This window comes from Methylobacterium sp. CM6244, from assembly GCF_054817885.1.
Map to the genome: position 1 here is coordinate 2,313,871 of NZ_CM139247.1, position 20,664 is coordinate 2,334,534.

The 20,664-nt window shown below is 62.6% G+C and carries 19 protein-coding genes and 1 tRNA gene; 13 read left to right on the forward strand and 7 right to left on the reverse strand.

Annotated elements, in window-relative coordinates:
• Positions 1-12 precede the first annotated feature (12 nt).
• Positions 13-807, forward strand: a complete 795-nt coding sequence (gene thiG / locus ACYQML_RS10690) for a thiazole synthase (protein WP_056452111.1) — start codon at positions 13-15, stop codon at positions 805-807.
• Entirely contained in the window at positions 804-1,436 is a 633-nt protein-coding gene (locus tag ACYQML_RS10695; protein ID WP_461235507.1) for a thiamine phosphate synthase, read from the forward strand. Before thiG ends, ACYQML_RS10695 begins: the two co-directional genes overlap by 4 nt.
• Here ACYQML_RS10695 and ACYQML_RS10700 read toward each other — a convergent pair.
• The 6 genes from ACYQML_RS10700 to map all read right to left on the reverse strand — a co-directional run bounded on the left by ACYQML_RS10700 (position 1,433) and on the right by map (position 7,270).
• A complete protein-coding gene (locus ACYQML_RS10700) occupies positions 1,433-2,182 on the reverse strand; it encodes a hypothetical protein (protein ID WP_056431094.1) in 750 nt (249 codons plus the stop codon). The genes ACYQML_RS10695 and ACYQML_RS10700 overlap by 4 nt on opposite strands.
• Positions 2,183-2,239: 57 nt before the next feature.
• Positions 2,240-3,067 carry a transglutaminase family protein gene (locus ACYQML_RS10705; RefSeq protein ID WP_419951800.1) on the reverse strand — a complete coding sequence of 276 codons (828 nt, stop codon included), beginning with the start codon at positions 3,065-3,067 and terminating at the stop codon, positions 2,240-2,242.
• A gap of 36 nt (positions 3,068-3,103) precedes the next feature.
• Positions 3,104-4,048 carry an alpha-E domain-containing protein gene (locus tag ACYQML_RS10710; RefSeq protein WP_056431088.1) on the reverse strand — a complete coding sequence of 315 codons (945 nt, stop codon included), beginning with the start codon at positions 4,046-4,048 and terminating at the stop codon, positions 3,104-3,106.
• A 68-nt stretch (positions 4,049-4,116) separates the two neighbouring features.
• Complete coding sequence (locus ACYQML_RS10715; protein WP_056431086.1) at positions 4,117-5,556, reverse strand: circularly permuted type 2 ATP-grasp protein; 1,440 nt, start codon at positions 5,554-5,556, stop codon at positions 4,117-4,119.
• Positions 5,557-5,694: 138 nt separating this feature from the next.
• Entirely contained in the window at positions 5,695-6,414 is a 720-nt protein-coding gene (gene radC / locus ACYQML_RS10720; protein WP_461235508.1) for a RadC family protein, read from the reverse strand.
• Between the two features lie 25 nt (positions 6,415-6,439).
• Positions 6,440-7,270, reverse strand: a complete 831-nt coding sequence (map, locus tag ACYQML_RS10725) for a type I methionyl aminopeptidase (protein ID WP_419951798.1) — start codon at positions 7,268-7,270, stop codon at positions 6,440-6,442.
• 271 nt (positions 7,271-7,541) lie between these two features.
• Between map and ACYQML_RS10730 the strand changes: the two genes are divergently transcribed.
• From ACYQML_RS10730 to ACYQML_RS10780, 11 genes are all read left to right on the forward strand, one after another.
• Positions 7,542-7,796: a zinc-finger domain-containing protein gene (locus ACYQML_RS10730; RefSeq protein ID WP_461235509.1), complete on the forward strand. Its 255-nt coding sequence runs from the start codon at positions 7,542-7,544 to the stop codon at positions 7,794-7,796.
• A 60-nt stretch (positions 7,797-7,856) separates the two neighbouring features.
• Positions 7,857-9,047, forward strand: coding sequence for an FAD-dependent oxidoreductase (locus ACYQML_RS10735; RefSeq protein WP_056431584.1), 1,191 nt, complete (start codon positions 7,857-7,859; stop codon positions 9,045-9,047).
• A 37-nt stretch (positions 9,048-9,084) separates the two neighbouring features.
• Positions 9,085-9,171, forward strand: a tRNA-Leu gene (locus tag ACYQML_RS10740).
• A 149-nt stretch (positions 9,172-9,320) separates the two neighbouring features.
• Positions 9,321-11,144, forward strand: coding sequence for a phosphogluconate dehydratase (gene edd, locus ACYQML_RS10745; protein ID WP_461235510.1), 1,824 nt, complete (start codon positions 9,321-9,323; stop codon positions 11,142-11,144).
• Between the two features lie 95 nt (positions 11,145-11,239).
• Positions 11,240-11,857 carry a bifunctional 4-hydroxy-2-oxoglutarate aldolase/2-dehydro-3-deoxy-phosphogluconate aldolase gene (eda, locus tag ACYQML_RS10750; RefSeq protein ID WP_461235511.1) on the forward strand — a complete coding sequence of 206 codons (618 nt, stop codon included), beginning with the start codon at positions 11,240-11,242 and terminating at the stop codon, positions 11,855-11,857.
• Between the two features lie 563 nt (positions 11,858-12,420).
• On the forward strand, positions 12,421-13,926 hold the full coding sequence (locus tag ACYQML_RS10755; protein WP_461235512.1) for an aspartate ammonia-lyase: 1,506 nt from the start codon (positions 12,421-12,423) through the stop codon (positions 13,924-13,926).
• A gap of 458 nt (positions 13,927-14,384) precedes the next feature.
• Complete coding sequence (locus ACYQML_RS10760) at positions 14,385-16,028, forward strand: porin (protein ID WP_461235513.1); 1,644 nt, start codon at positions 14,385-14,387, stop codon at positions 16,026-16,028.
• A 404-nt stretch (positions 16,029-16,432) separates the two neighbouring features.
• Complete coding sequence (locus ACYQML_RS10765; RefSeq protein ID WP_461235704.1) at positions 16,433-17,311, forward strand: amino acid ABC transporter substrate-binding protein; 879 nt, start codon at positions 16,433-16,435, stop codon at positions 17,309-17,311.
• Between the two features lie 28 nt (positions 17,312-17,339).
• Positions 17,340-18,062 (forward strand): amino acid ABC transporter permease, encoded by a 723-nt coding sequence (locus tag ACYQML_RS10770; protein ID WP_056431064.1) that lies wholly within the window; start codon positions 17,340-17,342, stop codon positions 18,060-18,062.
• 57 nt (positions 18,063-18,119) lie between these two features.
• Positions 18,120-18,812, forward strand: a complete 693-nt coding sequence (locus tag ACYQML_RS10775; RefSeq protein WP_056431063.1) for an amino acid ABC transporter permease — start codon at positions 18,120-18,122, stop codon at positions 18,810-18,812.
• 53 nt (positions 18,813-18,865) lie between these two features.
• Positions 18,866-19,594, forward strand: a complete 729-nt coding sequence (locus tag ACYQML_RS10780) for an amino acid ABC transporter ATP-binding protein (RefSeq protein WP_196805484.1) — start codon at positions 18,866-18,868, stop codon at positions 19,592-19,594.
• Between the two features lie 65 nt (positions 19,595-19,659).
• Here ACYQML_RS10780 and ACYQML_RS10785 read toward each other — a convergent pair whose 3' ends face one another.
• The gene (locus ACYQML_RS10785) at positions 19,660-20,640 is read right to left on the reverse strand and encodes a substrate-binding domain-containing protein (protein ID WP_311275092.1); all 981 of its coding nucleotides are present in this window, start codon (positions 20,638-20,640) and stop codon (positions 19,660-19,662) included.
• Positions 20,641-20,664: the final 24 nt, after the last annotated feature.

Below are 20,664 nucleotides of genomic sequence, written 5' to 3' on the forward strand. Positions count from 1 at the left end.
AGGACAATCATCATGAACGGACGTACGATCGAAACCGCTGCGGACGATGCATTGGTCATCGCCGGCGTGGCCTTGAGCTCCCGCCTCTTCATCGGCACTGCGGGTTATCCAACGCAGAGCATCATGGTCGATGCGGTCGAAGCATCCGGTGCAGAGGTCGTCACCGCCTCGATTCGCCGCGTCTCGCTGCAAGGCCATGGTTCGGATACCGTGCGACGCCTGAAGGGCTATCGTTTCCTGCCCAATACTGCCGGCTGCGAGACTGCTCGCGATGCGATCATGACCGCGGATCTCGCCCGTGAAGCCCTCGATACGAACTGGATAAAGGTCGAAGTCATCGGTGACCGGGAAACGCTCTACCCGGACGTGTCCGAATTGCTGGCCGCCTGTCGCCATCTTGTCGATGACGGGTTCGTCGTCCTGCCCTATTGCAATGACGACCCCGTCGTATGTCAGCGGCTCGCTGATATCGGCTGCGCGGCGGTGATGCCGATGGGCTCCCTGATCGGCTCTGGTATGGGGGTCGCCAACCCCGCTAATCTCGAACTGATCTGTCGGCGGGCCAGTGTGCCGGTCATTGTCGATGCCGGAATCGGCACCGCTTCCGATGCTGTGGTCGCCATGGAGCTCGGCGCGGCGGGCTGTCTTCTCAATACCGCTGTGGCCAAAGCGGACGATCCGGTTCGCATGGCTCGCGCCATGCGTCATGCCGTCGAGGCCGGTCGCCTCGCCCATCTTGCTGGGCGAATCCCTAAGCGAGGCCGCGCTGATCCGTCGAGCCCGCAGCTCGGTCTCGTGGGCTCGTGACGCCGAAACCATCAGGTCTACTCGTCGTAACGGACCGGACGGGGAGTGACATCCCGTTGGTTGAAAGGGTCGAGGCGGCCCTCGCCGGCGGTGTCCGCTGGATCTGGTTCAGGGACCGCGATCTCGACGCGGCCTCTCGCCAATCCCTTGCCGAAGACCTGATCATTCCGGTGCGTAGGATGGGTGCCGCTTTCATTGTGGGGGGAGACGTGGCGCTCGCCTGTGCGATCGGAGCAGACGGTGTCCATCTCAGTGGTGGCGCTAAGCGAGAGGATATCCTTTCGGCAAAGCAACAACTTCCATCCGTATGCCTGATTGGCATCTCGGCCCATTCTCCAGCCGAGATCGACAGGGCCGCCGAGCTGGGCGTGGACTATGCGACCCTTAGCCCAATTTTCGAGACGCAAAGCAAGCCGGGATACGGGCCCGCACTCGGGCCGGCTGCGCTCCAATCTGATCGTAGGCGTGAGATACCGGTCCTTGCCCTAGGGGGAATCAGCCCGTTGAATACCCGCGCCTGCCGCAATGCCGGTTTTGCCGGAATTGCGATCATGGGCGGGGTCATGAGGGCCAAGGATCCGGAGGGGGCGGTACGTGCCTATCGCGAAGCCTGGGAGGCTCCGGGCTAGCGCGGGGCAGGCCCGTAGGGAGGACGTGGGATAGCCCGGTGCGCCGCGCGCAGAGCGGCCGACCACCGCTCCCGCAAATCGTGGAAATATGACTCTCCCGCCTCGATCCGATGGCTCACCTCGAGGTCGAGGGCATCGCGTCGGCACACGGCGATATCGATCGGCAAACCCACACCCAGATTCGAACGCATCGTCGAATCCATGGAAACGAGGCCCACCTTTAGGGCGTCATAGAGGTCCGTCTCGAACTTCACGGCCCGATCGAGAATAGGCTTGCCGTATTTATGCTCACCAATCTGAAGGAACGGTGCGTCGGTGCTGCACTCAATGAAGTTTCCGGCCGAGTAGATGAGAAACAGGCGCATCGGCTCATTGCCGATCTGACCGCCGAACAGCAGCGAGATGGAGAATCGCAGGTTCGCTGCCTCGAACCCGGCCTTCTCGATCGCACGCACACGGCGGATCGCCTTGCCGATGAGCTGGGCCGCCTGAAACATCGTCGTGGTTTCGGTGATCTTCAGTGTAGGTTCGCCGTCATCGCCAGAGACGCCCTCGGCCAACATGCTGAGAACCGACTGCGTCACAGATAGATTGCCAGCCGAGGCCAGCATCATCACCCGTTCGCCCGGCACGTTGAAATGATGCAGCTTGCGATAGGTCGAGATGTCGTCGAGTCCCGCATTCGTGCGGGTATCGGCAACCATCACGAGTCCTTCCTCGACGAGGAGCCCGACGCAATAGGTCATGATACCGATACCCCCGATGGCCCGAGAATCTCGAGCCATGCCTCACGATGCGACAGATTAAACCTGGACGGCGGCTTGGACCTGTTCGACGCGAAGCTTTACTTCGAGCGTTTCAGTCCCGCCACCCATCCGACTGCCTCTGATCGGTGCCGCACCCAAATAATCCAGCCCGATGGCGACACGGATATGCGCCTCGGTCGTAGCGATACCATTTGCAGGGTCGAAACCTACCCATCCAAGGCCGGGCACCAGGGCTTCCGCCCAAGCATGCCCCGCTCCCTGGTCCTCCCCGCCTTCGGCGTGGAAGAAATAGCCCGAGACGTAGCGGGCGGGAATCTCGAGATGTCGCGCGGCCGCGATGAAAATATGGGCGAGATCCTGGCAGACGCCCTTTCCGGCGGCGAAGGATTGCGCAGCGGTGGTGCTGGCGCTGGCCGGACCCGGCTCGAAAGCGATCGTGTCGAAGACAGCGGCAAGGAGGCGGTGGAGGCAGGGGAGCACTGAGGAATCCCCTTCGTCGACCACGCTTTTGGCAAAAGCCTGGAGTTCGCTATTTGCCACCGCCAAATCGGAATCACGCAGGTAGAAAACGTCTGGGAGGCGTTCCACCGTGCCGCGGACGATCCCGTGCATCTCGTTGGTGTCGACTTCGCCGGTCACCCGGATGGTCAGGGCATCCGCAGGCTCGTCCGCCGTGAACCAGTGCGTGACATTACCGAAGCCGTCCTCGCGCTCGCTGACCCGCCCATCCACAGACGGCTCGATCCGCCAGCGGCGGACGTATTGCCCGTCATGGTCACGCGGACGAAGACGCAGGAGTTGGATCAGGCCGCGAGCGGGCTGCTCGTAAGTGTAGTTGGTCTCATGGAAAACGCGGATGCGCATGGACGTCTCTTGCAGAGCTCAGGATTCGACGGAACCCTACACCAGATATTGTTCGATGACGGCCGCGCCGAGGCGATTGTTCTCGACGATAAAGGCGGTGACAAACTCGTGTAGCCCCGACCGGAAGACCCGGTCGATATTCTCGCTTTCAAGGCGGGCGAGAGTGTTGCTCGCCAACCGCTGACTAGCCCCACGCCTGCCATAGGCGTCGGCGATGAGATCGAGATGCTCCACCAGCATTCCGTAGCAATTGGTCAGGGAGCGCGGCATCTGCCGGTTCAGGATGAGCAGGTCGGCCACTAGAAGCGGTTTGACGCTTTCACGGTAAACCCAATGATAAGCGTTGAAAGCCGAAACCTCTCGCAGGATCGTAGTCCATTGGAAATAATCGAGGCTTCCACCGACTTTCTCAGTGGCCGGCAGAAGAATGCGGTACTTCACATCGAGGATACGGGCGGTATTGTCCGCCCGCTCAATGGCGGTGCCGAGTCTTGTGAACCAATAGGCGTCGTTCCGTAGCATCGTACGATAGGCTGAGCCGTCGAACGCGAGGGACACTCCTTTCACCCATTCGAGGAAACGGCTGAACTCATCGCGAGTGAGGTCACGACCTTCGTAGTTGCGCAGTTCGAGCCAGGCACCGTTGATCGCGTCCCACATTTCCGTGGTGAGTGCAGTACGCACGGACCTCGCGTTTTCTCGCGCCGTCTCGATGCAGGAGCGGATCGAAGAAGGGTTGTGCGGTGAGAAAGCCAGGAAGTTGCACACGGTCGCTTCGTTGACGCTGTCATAAAGCGTCTTGAACACTTCCGGGTCTCCCGCCGAAGCCAGTGCCGACGCCCATTCGTTGGTCTCGCCACCGCCGTAGCTCGACGGCAGGGCCGCGAGCCGGTGAGCCGCATCGAGGATGCGAGCCACGAATTCGGCCCGCTCGGCGTAGCGCGAGAGCCAGTAAAGATTGTCGGCGGTCCGGGACAGCATGGGCTTCCGTTAAGGCGATAGACGAGAAAACGATCCACCTCTCGCGCGAGGTGAGTTCGAACGTGATGTCAGGCGTCGAGTACCCAAGTGTCTTTGGTGCCACCGCCCTGGCTCGAATTGACGACGAGCGACCCTTCCTTGAGGGCAACACGTGTCAGACCGCCGGGAACGATCCTGATTTCGTCGGAGCCGCATAACACGAACGGTCGCAGATCGACGTGGCGCGGTGCGACGCCGGATGCAACGAATGTTGGGCACGTTGAGAGAGCAAGGGTCGGCTGGGCGATGAACCCATCCGGTGAGTGGCGGAGCTTGCGCCCGAAATCTTCGATTTCCCGCTTCGTGGCATGCGGACCGACCAGCATGCCGTAGCCCCCCGACCCGTTGACTTCCTTCACGACGAGATCGGCGAGATTGTCCATCACGTAGGAGAAGGCCTCCTTTTCGCGGCACCGGTATGTCGGCACGTTGTGAAGGATGGGCTCCTCGCCGGTGAAGAATTTCACGATCTCCGGCATGTAGCTGTAGACCGCCTTGTCGTCCGCGATACCGGTGCCGACCGCGTTGGCAAGGGTTACCGTCCCGCGCTCATAGGCATTCATGAGGCCGGGCACACCGAGAACCGAATCGGGGCGAAACACCAGGGGGTCGAGGAAATCGTCGTCCAGGCGGCGGTAGATGACATCGACTCGGCGCGGGCCTTCCGTGGTGCGCATGTAGACGACGTCGTCCTTGGTGAAGAGGTCAGATGCCTCCACCAGATCGACGCCAAGCTTGTCGGCCAGGAAGGAGTGTTCGTAGAAAGCCGAATTGTAGCGACCGGGGGTGAGCAATACGACGGAGGGATCTCGGGTCGCCGTCTGCGGAGCCAGGCTGCGTAGGGTCGCGAGCAGGGAATCCGGATAATTCTCCACCGGCGCCACGCGATGGCGCGAAAACAATTCGGGGAAGAGCCGCAGCATCACTTCCCGGTTCTCCAGCATGTAGGAGACGCCGGACGGCGTGCGGGCATTGTCCTCGAGCACGAAGAAGTCGTTCTCGCCGGTACGGACGATATCGATACCGGCGATGTGCACATAGAGATCGTGCGGGACTTTGAAGGCCCGCATCTCCATCCGGTAGTGCGGGTTGCGATAGACCAGATCGGCTGGAATGATCCCAGCTTTGATGCATTCCTGGGCGCCATAGATGTCGCTGAGGAAGGCATTGATCGCGGTGACGCGCTGTTTCAGCCCGCGCTCCAGGAAGCTCCATTCCGGCTTGGTGATAACCCGTGGGATGATGTCGAAAGGGATCAGTCGCTCAGTGGATTCGTTTGCACCGTAAACGGCGAAAGTGATGCCGATCCGCCGAAACAACATTTCGGCTTGACTACGACGCGTATTGAAATGCTCGGGCGGAGTCGTGTCGAGCCAGGATTTCAGACTGTCATAGGCTTCTCGTACCGCGGAATCGCCCATTGCGGCGCCGGGTATCCCATTCATCTCGTCGAACGCAGCGAGCGCCATTCGCGCCTCCCCTTTTATCTCGGCATCGTCGCAAGAGGCGCGCCACCGGGTCGATGTGCACGTCACATCAGGCCGACGTTGTCTCCCGATCGCCGTCCGCCAAACGATCCGCCTAATCCTAACGTCAGAGTAGCACGTTCAGATCAGCTTCAACCCTTTCAGACTCGCGTGTCCATCGCGTCCGAGAATGACATGGTCGTGGACGATAATTCCCAGTGGATCGAGGATTCCAACAATCTCCCGCGTCATCTTGATATCCGCCGCCGACGGTGTCGGATCACCGGATGGGTGATTGTGGGCAAGAATGATGGCGGTGGCCGAGAGTTCGAGGGCGCGGCGGGCGACTTCACGTGGATAGACCGGAGTATGGTCGACGGTGCCCCGACCTTGAACTTCGTCGGCGATGAGGTGGTTGCGTTTGTCCAGGAACAGCACGCGGAACTGCTCGCGCGGCGAAAAGGCCATGGTCGCGCGGCAATACTCGAGGAGTGCAGCCCAGGAGGACAGCATGGGGCGCGCGGCGATGGCACCCCGAGCGAGGCGATGGCCGGCCGCCTCGATCAGCTTGATATCGGCGATCACGCCCTGGCTGACGCCGTCCACCTCCGCGAGGCGGTTCGGCTCTGCGCTCACGACTTCCGCGAAACTGCCGAACCGTCGAATCAAAGCCTTTGCCAGGGGCTTTACGTCCCGCCGCGGGATCGCTCGAAAGAGAACGAGTTCGAGCAGCTCATAGTCGGGCAGAGCATCGGCGCCGGCTTGGGCGAATCGGGCCCTCAACCGGTCGCGATGTCCGAGATAATGCGGTTCCAGCGATCCTGTGGTCTCGTTCGCCGATGCGACGGGGAGGCGCGTCATCGTGTTGCCTCCGGATCGATCGCTTTCAGACAGATGGATTGATTGGCTGATGCAGGCCTTTGGGTGAGAAGGTGAACACTTCGACCCCGGTTTCCGTCACGGCTACGGTGTGCTCGAACTGAGCCGAGAGCGATCGATCTCGGGTTACTGCTGTCCAGCCGTCCGAGAGAACCTTCACCGCCGGCCTACCGAGATTGATCATGGGTTCGACCGTGAAGAATTGTCCGGGCTGGAAGGCCACGTCGTAGCTCGGCTCGACATAATGCAGGATGGTCGGGGCATCATGATAGGTGCGACCCAGACCGTGCCCGCAGAAATCTCGCACCACCGAGCAGCGCTCCGCTTCGGCATAGGCCTGGATCGCGCGGCCGATATCCGTAGTCGAGCCTCCCGGTTTGATCGCCGCAATGCCACGCATGAGGCATTCGTGGGTGATCTCGCACAGGCGTGCCGCCTTACGCGGCACTTCGCCGACATAGGCCATGCGGCTGCTATCCCCGTGCCATCCGTCGACTATCAAACAGATGTCGAGATTGACGATATCGCCCTCGCGCAAGGGCTTGTCGTTGGGGATCCCATGACAGACGACGTGGTTGATCGATGTGCAGATCGATTTCGGGTAGCCTCGATAGAGTAGCGAGGCCGGGTAAGCGCCGTTATCCATCGCGAATTCGTAGGCGAGGTGGTCGAGCGCTTCCGTGGTCACACCCGGCGCCGTGGCTTCCATCAGCACGTCGAGGGCTTCTGCCGTCAGGCGACCGGCCTTGCGCATGCCCTCGAACCCTTCGGGACCGTGAATCGGCGGCCGAGGCGCGCGGCGTCCGCCTTCGACAACGGCCTGTTCGTTCTGGGTCATGACAAGTGTGGTTTCGTAAAAGCAGCGATGAGAACCATCTATCTACGGCGGCATGCGCTGGAGGCCAACCCTCGACTGTAGGCGGTTTTGCCGGCAGCGACGGCTTTTCCGGTTTCGTGTTCGGTGAAGGCAATCCGCCGCCGGCTTTTTGCTGCGCCTGGGGAATCGTCCGCGCTAGGCTTCACGCCGCCGAGGGGCTAGAGAATGCCTGCGACGGAGCAATGTTGCCCGGTCGGGGGTCACCTCGGCGGGCCGGAGGCAGGATCGGGCGATGGCTGACAAGGCGGTGCCGCATTTCCACAACGACCTCGGGGTCGCCCTCATCGAAGTGGGCTCGAAGGAGTTCATGTGCATCGGCGCCAAGCCGCCCTTCGATCATCCGCACGTGTTCCTCGATATGGGGAGCGATGACGAGATCATCTGCCAGTACTGCTCGACGTTTTACCGCTACCGCGCAACGCTCAAAGCTGGGACTGCCGATCCGGCCGCCGCCGTCTGGGATGACCACGGGGCGAAGGCGGCCTGATCGCGTAGCGTTTCGTAGCGACGAGACCCGCAGGTGTCCGACGATTCTCATGGCGTTCGAATCCCTTCAGTCAGGACTGGCCTTTCTGTAGCTATCGTCGGCGCGGGCATTGGAGGCCTGACTGCCGCTCTCGCTCTCGATGCCGCCGGGCATGAAGTGACGCTCGTCGAGCGGAGGACGGGGTTCAGCGAGGTCGGGGCCGGCCTGCAACTCTCTCCGAATGCGAGCCGCGTTCTCATTGGGCTGGGCCTCGGTGCGGCCCTTCGCAGGGCGGCGAGTGAACCGCCAAGGGTCGTGGTGCGTGCCCTCGGGACGGGCCGCGAGATCGGCGGTGTCGAACTCGGGGCCGATCTGCGCAGTCGCCATGGCGCCCCCTATTATGTCATCCACCGGGCCGATCTGCAGACGCTCCTTCTCGATGCCGTCCGTAGCCGGCCGGGAATCCGGTTGCTTATGGGGCGGGATGTGCGAGGGTTGGCCGAGTCGGCCTCCTCCGTCGAACTGACACTGGAAAGCGGGCAGGGTTCGAAAACCGACACGCTGGCGGTCGATCTTGTGGTTGGCGCCGACGGTGTGCGATCCACGCTGCGAGGCCATTTCGACGGAAAGCCCTTGCGGTCCTGCGGCGAGGCTGCCTGGCGGGCGACGATACCGATCGATTCCGCCCCGCCGGAACTACAGGGCGACGAGACCGGTCTTTGGCTCGGGCGTCGACGGCACGTCGTGCATTACCCCATCCAGGGTGGACGGAGCATCAACATCGTGGCGGTCGTGCCCGAGCGCATCGGCAGCGAGGGTTGGGGGCAGCTCGGCGAGTCTGCGGTCCTGCGAGCGCAGTTTCCGGACGCGACCCCTGTTCTTGCCGAGCTTCTGACCGCACCTGATTCCTGGCTGGTCTGGTCGCTCGTCGACCGGCCGACGGCGCGACCGATGGCGCGGGGGCGGGTGGCCCTGCTAGGCGATGCGGCCCATCCCGTCCTACCGTTCCTGGCTCAGGGCGCAGCGCTCGCCATTGAGGACGCAGCCGTCCTCGCCGTGACGCTGCGAGCCGATGACGTAGCGGGATCGATGGTGGCCTATGCGAAACGACGCGTGCCTCGCACCAAGCGAGTGCAAGCGGCGGCACGCGGCAACGGCCGGACCTATCATGCCGGGGCGCTCCTCGGTTTTGCCCGCAATACCGTGATGCGCCGGCTCGGTCCCACCGGAATGGGCCGCCGCTACGACTGGCTCTACGGCTGGGCGCCTTGATCTCGGAGCCTCGCCTCGTTACCGCTGATCTCGCAATGCGGACGTGGCGAAACCGGTAGACGCACGAGACTTAAAATCTTGCGGCTGAAAGGCTGTGCGGGTTCGAGTCCCGCCGTCCGCACCATCACCCGCTTCGAACCGCGATGGCCTGAAACGTGCTGAGCCGATCCGGTCATTGATCGTACCGCGCGGCGACCGATCTATCGCCTGCGAGACGAGCCCTCTACGTTCCTGAAAGCAGGTGGCTTCGCATCAGCGAGGGAAGGATCTGCCATGACCGAGCTTCACCCGGAAGTCGCAGCCGTCACCGAGCGCGTGGTGACGCGCTCCAAGGCGAGCCGGCGCGCCTATCTCGACCTGATCTCCCGCGAACGCGACGGCGGCGTGCACCGCCCGATGCTCAATTGCGGCAACCTCGCCCATGGCTTCGCGGCCTCCGGCGAGGACAAGCCGGCGATCAAGGCCGGCCGGGGCATGAATATCGGCATCGTCACCGCCTATAACGACATGCTCTCTGCGCATCAGCCCTATGGCCGCTACCCTGAGCAGATGAAGTTGTTCGCCCGCGAGGTCGGGGCAACGGCGCAAGTTGCAGGCGGGGTCCCCGCCATGTGCGACGGCGTCACCCAGGGGCAGCGCGGCATGGAACTGTCGCTGTTCTCACGCGACACCATCGCGCTCTCCACGGCGGTCGGCCTCAGTCACGGCATGTTCGACGGGGCAGCCCTACTCGGCATCTGCGACAAGATCGTGCCGGGCCTGCTCATCGGCGCCCTGCGCTTCGGGCACCTGCCGCAGATCCTGATCCCGGCCGGGCCGATGCCCTCGGGCCTTGCCAACAAGGAGAAGCAGCGCATCCGCCAGCTCTATGCCGAAGGCAAGGTCGGCCGCGACGAGCTTCTGGAGTCGGAATCCGCCTCCTATCATGGGGCGGGAACCTGCACCTTCTACGGCACCGCGAATTCCAACCAGATGATGATGGACGTGATGGGCCTGCACATGCCCGGCGCCTCTTTCATCAATCCCGGCACGAAGCTGCGCCAGGCGGTGACCCGCGCGGCCGTCCACCGGCTCACGGAGATCGGTGCCTCCGGCAACGATTACCGGCCCCTTGGGCGCTGCGTCGACGAGAAAGCCATCGTCAACGCGATCATCGGCCTGTTGGCCACCGGCGGCTCCACCAACCACGCTATCCACCTGCCGGCCATCGCCAGGGCCGCCGGGATCATCGTCGACTGGGAGGATTTCGACCGGCTCTCGGCGGTCATCCCGCAGGTGGCCAAGGTCTATCCCAACGGCTCCGGGGACGTGAACCACTTCCACGCCGCTGGCGGAATGTCCTACGTCATCGCCAGCCTGATCGATGCGGGCCTGCTGCACGACGACATCCTTACCGTGGCCGGCGGGCGCCTGCGCGACCATGCCCGCGACCCGAAGCTGATCGAGGACGAACTCGTGTTCGAGGACGCGCCCGCGGCTTCGCATGACGAGAGCATCCTGCGCGGCCCCGCCAACGCCTTCCAGCCGGATGGCGGGATGCGGCTGGTGAAGGGCAATCTCGGCCGGGCCACCTTCAAGACCAGCGCCGTCGATCCCTCGCGCTGGACGGTGGAGGCTCCGGCACGGGTGTTCGACGATCAGGACGACGTCATGGCCGCCTTCAAGGCGGGTGAACTGGAGCGGGACGTCGTGGTGGTAGTGCGGTTCCAGGGACCGAAAGCCAACGGAATGCCCGAACTCCACAAGCTGACGCCGCAACTCGGTGTCCTTCAGGATCGTGGTTTCCGCGTCGCCCTCGTGACCGACGGGCGCATGTCCGGTGCGTCTGGCAAGGTGCCGGCCGCGATCCATCTGAGCCCGGAGGCCCTCGGAGGCGGCCCACTGGGAAAGCTTCGCGACGGTGACATCGTTCGCCTGAGCGCCGAGGATGGTACGCTTCAAGCGCTCGTCGATCCGTCCGAATGGGAGACGCGGGGAGATGCGACAGCGCCTCCGCCGGCTTTCGGTACCGGGCGGGAGCTTTTTGCCTTTATGCGCCATGGAGCGGATGGCGCCGAGCAGGGCGCTTCCGCGATGCTCAGCGCCGCCGGACTCTAGCCAACGCTGTCCGGTCCGGGGAGGGCGCATTGGCTCTCCGCATGACGCTTCCACGACCGACCGAACACTCCACCCTTCGCCAAGGACGGTTCTCAATGACGACCATCGACGCGCTGATGCGCTCCGTTCCCGTGATTCCCGTCCTCGTGATCGAAGAGGCCGCCCATGCTGAGCCGATCGCCAGGGCCCTCGTCGATGGCGGCCTGACGGCGCTGGAGGTCACCCTGCGGACCCCTGCTGCCCTCGAGGTGATCCGCATCATGGCACAGGTCGAGGGTGCTGTGGTCGGCGCAGGCACTGTACTCAACGAGCGGGATCTTGATGCGGCAATGAAAGCGGGCGCGCAGTTCATCGTCAGCCCCGGTCTCACCGATCCGCTGACGAAAGCCGCGCTAGACCGCGGCATTCCCTTCCTGCCAGGGATCGCCAATGCCGCCGACATCATGCGCGGCCTCGATCACGGGCTCGACCGGTTCAAGTTCTTTCCTGCCGAGGCCGCCGGGGGCGTCAAGGCGCTGAAGGCCCTCACCGGCCCGTTCGGAAAGGTCTGTTTTTGCCCGACGGGTGGAATCACCGAAGCGACGGCACCGGACTGGTTGGCCGTCGGCCAAGTCCTCTGCGTCGGCGGCAGTTGGGTCGTGCCGGCCGGCGAGCCGCAGCCTGAAGCAATCCGTAGGGCAGCCAGGGTCGCGTCAGGCCTACGAAGGAAATGAACCCGCCAAGAGGATACTCTCGGATGCGCAGTCCTGCGGTGTGGCGGCATGGGGGCAGCTAAGGCCGCCGCATCCGGCAGGCGTCATTGGACAGGATCTTCACCGCTGCGCCACGACGATCGAGGCAATCATAGCAGCGCTAAAGCGATCGATAGCTTCACTTAAATATCTCGCCGCAAAGCATGGACTGACTTCCAAAACGTCGTGATGTGGTGAAAGCGTGTCTTCTCGGAGGACGCGGCGACGGGGTCGAAGACGCCGCTCTCTTCCGTGCTTGCGACCAACGAAGCGGCGGTCATCGTCACCTTCCACCGGCACAAGCTTTTGTCGCTCGACGATTGTTTCTACGCGCTCCGGGTAGCCGTCTCGCACCTCATCCGATGATCGCTGCATCGGCGTCTGCAGCGACGCGGAATGAGTCGATAATCTGAGGTCGGCGGCTATTCATGCGGCTTCAGGACTGAGCCGATGTCAGGATTGGACCTCCAAAGCGCTTGACGGTCGTGCCGCCGCGTGTGGCCTTCCGCAGAGCCGCTGCGAGCGCAGGGCGAGGGAGAAGATCGATGGCGACGGACACGCAGACGGTCACCGAGATACCGGCCGAGAACATCGCTGTCGCAACCGTGCGAACCGTCGAGATGGAGGGCGCGCGGACGCGCACGGAGCACGACCTTCTCGGTTATGGCGAAGTACCCGCCGACGCCTACTGGGGGATCCATACCAAGCGCGCGGTCGCGAACTTCCCCATCACGGGTGTTCCGGTGGGGCACTTTCCTGAATTCGTAAGAAGCCTCGCTCTTGTGAAGCAGGCCGCTGCGCGCGCCAACCGGCGACTTGGCTACCTGGCCGCCGACAAGGCCGACGCCATCGACCGCGCCTGTATTCTCGTCGCCACTGAGCCGCGCTTTGCCGAATCCTTCGTGGTGGATGCGATTCAGGGCGGCGCTGGCACGTCGACCAACATGAATGCCAACGAGGTGATCGCCAATGTCGCCCTGGAACTGATGGGGCACCCGCTAGGGCATTATGAGGCGCTCCACCCCAATGACGACGTCAACATGGCGCAATCCACCAACGACGCCTATCCGACGGCGCTGAGACTTGCGGTCATTTTCGCCACCCAGCCGCTCATTAAGGCGCTCGACGACCTTGCCTACGCTTTCAAGGGCAAGGCCGTTGAGTTCGCTGATGTCCTCAAGATGGGCCGCACCCAACTCATGGATGCGGTACCGATGACCCTCGGCCAAGAATTCGATGGGTTCCACGCCACCATGAAAGAGGACGTGGCCCGACTGAACGAGATCGTCGGGCTGTTCCGCGAGGTCAATCTCGGTGCCACAGCCATCGGCACCGGAATCAATGCCGATCCTCGTTACGCGTCCCTGGCGGTGGAAGAGCTGTCACGGATTTCCGGGTACCCCATGGTCCTCGCATCGAACCTGATCGAGGCGACATCCGATCTTGGGGCGTTCGTTCTGTTCTCCGGCGTGCTGAAACGTGTGGCGGTGAAGCTCTCTAAAATCTGCAACGATCTGCGCCTGCTTTCCAGCGGCCCGCGCACTGGGTTCGGCGAGATACGGCTGCCGGCCGTCCAGGCCGGTTCCTCGATCATGCCGGGTAAGGTCAACCCGGTGATTCCTGAGGTGGTCAACCAGGTCGCCTTCCTGGTGATTGGCCACGACCTCACCGTGACCCTCTGCGCAGAGGGAGGCCAGCTTCAGCTCAACGCCTTCGAGCCGACGATCGGGTATTGCGTTCTCAGCTCCCTGCGCATGCTCACCGCCGCGGTCGATACCCTCACGAAACGGTGCATCGAAGGGATCGAGGCGGATCGCGAACGCTGCCGCTCCCTCGTCCATGGTTCGATCGGCCTCGTTACCGCCCTTGTGCCGCCCTTGGGGTACGAGGCTTGCTCCAGAGTCGCCCAACGTGCCCTGGCAGAGAATCGCCCCGTCGCCGAGATCGTGTTGGAGGAGGGATTGCTGACGGAGAATCAGCTCGAGCATCTGTTGGAGCTCGAGGCCATGACACGTCCTTCGCGTGTGAGACGGACCAATCAGGGGGCCTGACGGCTAACGCGTCCCGACTGCCCCGTCGTTCCGGTGCCGGCGCTGGAACGGGGCCCTGGCTCTCTTCATGACGGTTCAGTGACGGTGCAGAGCACAAAAACTAAGCAAAGGGTGCGCTGGCGTGAACAAGTAATGCCATTAGCGCAGCGCGATGCATTGCTTTTCTTCTCCGGGGCCAACCTCTGCACAGCATGCGACCTCAGCGATGACATGGTTTGCCGCCTGACAAACGTTGCAACGCCGCCACAGCGGTTCACAACCGCCGTGGCATTCACGATTCCGAGTTGCCCGGCGGGACCCGCTCGCACAGAGTGAAAACGCACTGGGGAAACCCCGGGGCACAGCCGGAACGGGGCGATGAAACGCTCCCCTGGCTAACAAATAAAGGCAAACGAACATCGGTCGACGCCGTGTTGAAGTTGCCTGTCCCTCGGGTCTCGAAGCTTTTGGAGATATCAATGAAGCTCTTGAAGAGCTCACTCCTCGGTACTGCCGCAGCCTTTGCGTCGGTCGCTGGAGCGCATGCCGCCGACCTTCCCGTGAAGAAGGCCGTGCCGATCGAATACGTCCGCGTCTGCTCCGCCTACGGCGCCGGCTTCTTCTACATCCCCGGAACGGATACTTGCATCCGTCTCTCGGGCCGTGCCCGCCTCGACATCGGCTACCAGCCGACGGACAGCCGCACCGGCGCTGGTAACGGCGACACGACCGGCTATATCGGCCTCGCCCGCATCAACGTCGATGCCCGCACCCAGACGGCCTACGGCACCCTGCGCGCCTTCACCCGTATCCAGTTCGCCTCGCGCACCGGCGGCACGGGCGGTCTCCGCTCCGGCACCCAGGAGCGTATCGGTTCCGCCTTCGGTGCAACCGGCCAGGACCAGGTTGGTCGCGACCAGCAGTTCGTGAACACCGACAAGGCGTTCATCCAGTTCGCCGGCCTCACCGCCGGTCGCGCCTCCTCGTTCTTCGACTTCTACGCCCACGACTTCGAATTCGCCGGCGCGACCCTGAACTCCGACGTCCAGTCCACCAACCTGCTGGCCTACTCGGCCAAGTTCGGTGAAGGCTTCTCGGCCACGGTCTCGCTCGAAGACCCGACCTTCCGTCGCAATACGGTTTACTCACAGACGTTTGGCGGGAACACGAATCTCATTGACAGAAACGGCGTCGCGTTCAGCGTTCCGGTTACTGGCGCCCCGTCGCCGGTCCTCGTTGGTGTGGGAGCGGGTGGTTACGTCTTCCAGAACTACGATGTGTCGCAGCGTAACCGGATGCCTGACTTCGTCGGTGTGCTACGCTACGATGCTGCCTGGGGTTCGGCTCAGATCTCGGCTGCCGTCAAGGAAATCAACGTCCAAAATCCCGTCGGATCCACCTTCGGTGCAGCTCTGGTTCCCGGTCTCGGTGGGACTGCTGTGACCGGACATCCCGCCAGCGAGTACGGCTGGGCTGTCCAGGGTGGCGTGAAGATCAACACCCCGTTCATCGCTCCTGGCGATACGCTGTACCTGCAGGGAGCCTACGGTGAGGGCGCGACCCTCTACACGGGCTACTCGTCCTACAACGGCAGCTACACCTCGATTGCCAGCACCATCAACGGCGCTGCCTTCGATCCCTTCATGTCCGACGCCACTCTGAACCCTCTGACCGGCAAGATCGAAACCTCCACCAGCTTCACCGTGGTCGGTTCGTTCCTGCACTACTGGTCGCCTGAGTGGCGTTCGGCCGTGTTCGGCAGCTACGGCGAACTCTCCTTCGCCCGTGGCGCTCGCGCCGCCAATGCGGCGGCGTTCCAGACCACCGGTGCGACTGGTCAGTTCACCGGCGTTCCCGGCCAGGTCTCCTTCGACGTCAGCCCGGTTCTGCGTGACACCTACCAGATTGTCGCCGGCGCGAGCCTGATCTGGTCGCCGGTGAAGGACCTCGATATCGGTGTCGAGGGCTTCTACACCAAGGTCGGCGTTCAGAACGGCCGCGTCGTGGACCGCACCCAGTCGAGCGGCACCGTCAACGCTGCGAACATCGCCTCCGGCGCCGTTCGCACCGTGACCGCCGACGACACCTACCAGGTGCGTATGCGCGTCCAGCGCGACTTCTAAGCCTCTGCGATCTTTGGGGTCGGCGCTTCGTGCGCCGACCCTGGGGGATGCAAGGAAACGGTTCAAAATGGGCCCGGCTGAAAAGCCGGGCCTTTTTCATGACTGCCGCACATCGATAATCGGCCTCTTCCTTCTCGATCCGGTGATTTCAAACGCAGGGCATTGTCTCGCCAAAAGCGATCTAGCCCGCCCGCACGGCACGTTGATTGCTATAGTCTTCCTGAGCGGTTGACATCTCCGGTGGTCCCTTATTCACCGATTGCGATGGGCGCGACCGCTGCTACGTTGAGCCTCGAGAGCCGATCATTCGGTCGGCGGAAACCCCTTCGGGAGTTAGCCTTCACATGCATTTTGGTCATCACAGGTCCGTCGCTCTGAAGGCGACGGTCGTCCTTGCATCGGCAATGAGCTTCACGCTCGGCGCAGCCGGCGCCAATGCCCAGGAACTGACCGGCACCCTCAAAAAGATCAAAGAGACCGGTGAAATTACGATCGGCTATCGTGACGCCTCCGTTCCGTTTTCTTACCTCGACGGTGATCAGATGCCGGTCGGATACGCCTTCGAGATCTGTAAGAAGATCGCCGAAGCGGTGAAGACCAACCTGAAGCTCACGAAGCTCGAGGTGAGGCTCAATCCCGTCACCTCCGCCACACGCATCCCGCTGATCGCCAACGGCACCGTCGATCTCGAATGCGGTTCGACCACGAACAACGTCGATCGCCAGAAGCAGGTCTCCTTTACGAACACCCACTTCCTCACCGCGACCCGCTACGTCGCGAAGAAGTCTGCCAAACTCGACACGATCGAGGATCTCAAGGGTAAGACCGTCGTCTCCACCTCGGGCACTACCAATATCCGTCAGATCAACGAGGCCAATACCGCGCGCAACCTGGGCCTGACGATTCTGCCGGCCAAGGATCACGCTGAAGCATTCTTGATGGTCGAGACCGGCCGCGCCGCTGCCTTCGTGATGGACGACGTGTTGCTCGCCTCGCTGGCCGCCAGTTCCAAGGAGCCGGGTGCCTACGCCATCTCCAGCGAGGCCCTGTCGAAGCCCGAGCCCTACGGCATCATGCTCCGCAAGGACGATGCGCCGTTCAAGGCCGTGGTCGATGAAGCGACGGCCAAGCTCTACAAGAGCCCCGAGGGCAAAGCCTTGTACGAGACCTGGTTCACCAAGCCGATCCCGCCGCGCGGCATCAATTTGAACCTGCCCATGAGCGAGCCGATGACCAAGGCCTTCGCGTCGCCGAGCGACAGCGCCGACCCGGCCGCTTACTAAGCCGCCGCACGGGAGCAGACGACAGGCGATGAATTACAACTGGAACTGGCGGGTCTTCTTCGACCCGTCGCCGGAAGGCACCGGTACTTATGCCGACATGCTTCTCTCCGGCCTGTCTTGGACGATCGCCACGGCGCTCTGTTCCTGGATCATCGCCTTCTCCCTCGGCTCGCTCATTGGGGTGCTGCGCACCCTTCCGAGCCGGGGGGCTCAGCGGATCGGCACCATGTATGTGGAGCTTTTTCGGAACATTCCCCTGCTGGTTCAGATGTTCCTCTGGTTCTACGTCGTGCCGGAGCTCCTTCCCGGCTCCTGGGGGACTTGGCTGAAACAGCTGCCCAATGCATCGTTCTACACGGCGGTCATCTGTCTCGGCTTCTTCACCGCATCACGAGTCGCTGAGCAGGTCCGTACCGGCATCGAGACCTTGCCCCGTGGCCAGCGGATGGCTGGCACCGCCATCGGTCTCACCACTTGGCAGACCTATCGCTACGTGCTGCTGCCCAATGCCTACCGGGTGATCCTACCCCCGCTGACATCGGAGTTCTTGAACAACCTGAAGAATACGTCGGTGGCGCTCACCATCGGTCTGCTCGAACTCACCGCGCGGGCGCGCTCGATGCAGGAATTCTCTTCGCAGGTCTTCGAATCCTTTACGGCAGCCACGGTGATCTATCTCGGCATCAGCCTGATCGTGGTGACCCTGTCGAGCAAGCTCGAGACACGTATCGCTGTCCCGGGATCGCGCTGATGCCCGCACCATCCGCCTTCCCATCCTTCGCGACCGCCAGACGGGACTAGAGGACCGATGTTTACGGATTTCGACTTCGGGGTCGTCCTCTCATCCTTGCCGTACCTGTTCGGTACGGGAATGGTGTTCACGCTGACGCTCACCGCACTCGCCGCCTCGGGCGGCATCATTCTCGGCACCGTCATAGCGATGATGCGACTTTCCGGGATCGCTGCTCTGGCGATCCCGGCCAAGATCTACGTGAACTTCATGAGATCGCTGCCGCTCGTGCTGGTGATCTTCTGGTTCTACTTCCTCGTTCCCTATATCGGACAGTGGATGACGGGTGCTTCGCGTCCGATCTCGGTCGGCGCTTTCACCTCAGCGCTCGTAACGTTCACCTTGTTCGAGGCGGCGTTCTTTTCGGAGATCATGCGCGCCGGCATCCAGGCAATTCCGAAGGGGCAAACATCCGCGGCCCAGGCCATCGGCCTCACCTACGGGCAGACCATGCGGACAGTGATCCTGCCTCAAGCCTTCCGCAACATGCTGCCCTTGCTGCTGACCCAGACCATCGTGCTGTTCCAGGATACGTCCCTCGTCTACGTGATCTCGCTTACCGATTTCCTCGGTGCCGCATCCAAGGTGGCTCAGCGCGATGGGCGTCTCGTGGAAATGTATCTGTTCGCGGCTGCGATCTATCTGGTGATTTGCATCACCGCCTCGACTCTCGTCCGGCGCCTGCAGCGCCGTGTCGCCATCATTCGCTAAGCTTCCGAGGATCCGCCATGTCCGCCATCGATCCCCAGGCTTCGGCAAAGCCGATGATCGCCATCGACAACATCAGCAAATGGTACGGCCCGGTTCAGGTTCTAAACGGGTGCACGACCCAGGTCACCAAGGGCGAAGTCGTCGTGGTCTGCGGTCCTTCAGGCTCCGGCAAATCCACCCTGATCAAGACCGTCAACGCCCTGGAGCCGATTCAGAAAGGGGCCATCACCGTCGATGGTATCGGTGTTCAGGCGAAGGGCACCAACCTTCCCAAGCTTCGTGCGCGCGTCGGCATGGTGTTCCAGCATTTCGAGCTGTTTCCACACCTGTCGATCATCGACAACCTCATGCTCGGCCAGTGCAAAGTCCTCGGACGGTCGAAGGACGATGCACACGATCGCGGCCTAAAGCTCCTCGGTCGTGTTGGTCTCTCGGCGCACTCGCATAAATATCCGGGCCAGCTTTCCGGTGGTCAGCAACAGCGCGTCGCCATCGCCCGCGCCTTGTCGATGAACCCCATCGTCATGCTGTTCGATGAGCCGACCTCGGCTCTCGACCCCGAGATGGTCGGAGAGGTGCTGGATGTGATGATCGAGCTCGCCCGCGAGGGTATGACGATGATGGTCGTCACCCACGAAATGGGCTTCGCTCGGAAAGTCGCCAACCGCGTCGTCTTCATGGATCGTGGGGAGATCGTCGAAGACGCTACGAAGGACGACTTCTTCGACAAGCCTCGCTCGGAGCGGGCTCAGACCTTCCTCTCGAAGATCCTGGCTCACTGACCTGTAGACGAAGGGCGAGGGCCACATCGACTCTCGTCCCTCTAGGAGCACTCGAATGATCTCGCTCACGCATAACCCGGTGTGATTGCAGCGCGACGGCTTATTGCTGCTCTGATCGCCTCCAAGCGTGGCAGGCCAACGAACGACCTCACGGCGAGGAAGTAGGTTTCCTCACCGAGGGGCAGATATGCGAGACTGAAGCGTTTCGCGATGGCGCGGGTGCCCATTGCAACGTCCGCTGCACCTGAAGCGATCAAGGCCGCGACGGCCTGATGCGTGAACTCTTCCGTCTGGTAGCCTTGGATGTCCGGCCCATTGATGCCCGCTTCCACGCATAATCTGTCAAACCATATCCGTGTGCCCGCGCCCCGCTGTCTGTTTACAAAGCGGAGACCGGTCGCTGCCAAATCCACGATCGCGGAGATTGCGAAGGGATTGCCCGCCTCCATCATGAGGCCCTGTTCCCGTCGTAGAACCGGGAGGGCGATCAGGTTCGGATCGGCCAGAACGTCAGCGAAGATCGTGCCCGGCTCTGGGACCGCCGCGCCGAAATGAAACCCCGCGCCATCGACCTGACCGTTTTTCAGTTGTGCGAGGGCATCCGTGCTCCCAGCGATCGAAACCGTTATGTCGCCCATGGAGTGAAGCGCATCCAACAACACTGAATCGTGGCTCACTGCCAATGCCAGGGGTGCGGTCGCAAGGCCTGACAGAACGGCGAGGGCGATCTCTAATCGCCTCTCTTCCACCCCGATGATCTCCTGGCTCGCTCGCGACGCACGACCGAGTGCCTCGAGAAAGACAGTGCCGAAAGATGTCAGAACGGTCCCGTGGCCCTTCGTCTTGCTGATGACTGGCTGCCCAAGGATATCCTCCAAGAGGGTGAGACGGCCCCACGCGGAGCGATAGGACACGTGCAGTCGCGTCGCTGCGCCTTGAAGCGAGCCTTCCGAGGCGACCGCATCCAAGAGCGCAAGCGTGGGGCCAAACGCGATGCGCCCCTTCGCCACCGAGATGATGCCATCGACAAACAACTCGACCTTCATAGGCACGTCGTTTCCTATTGAACT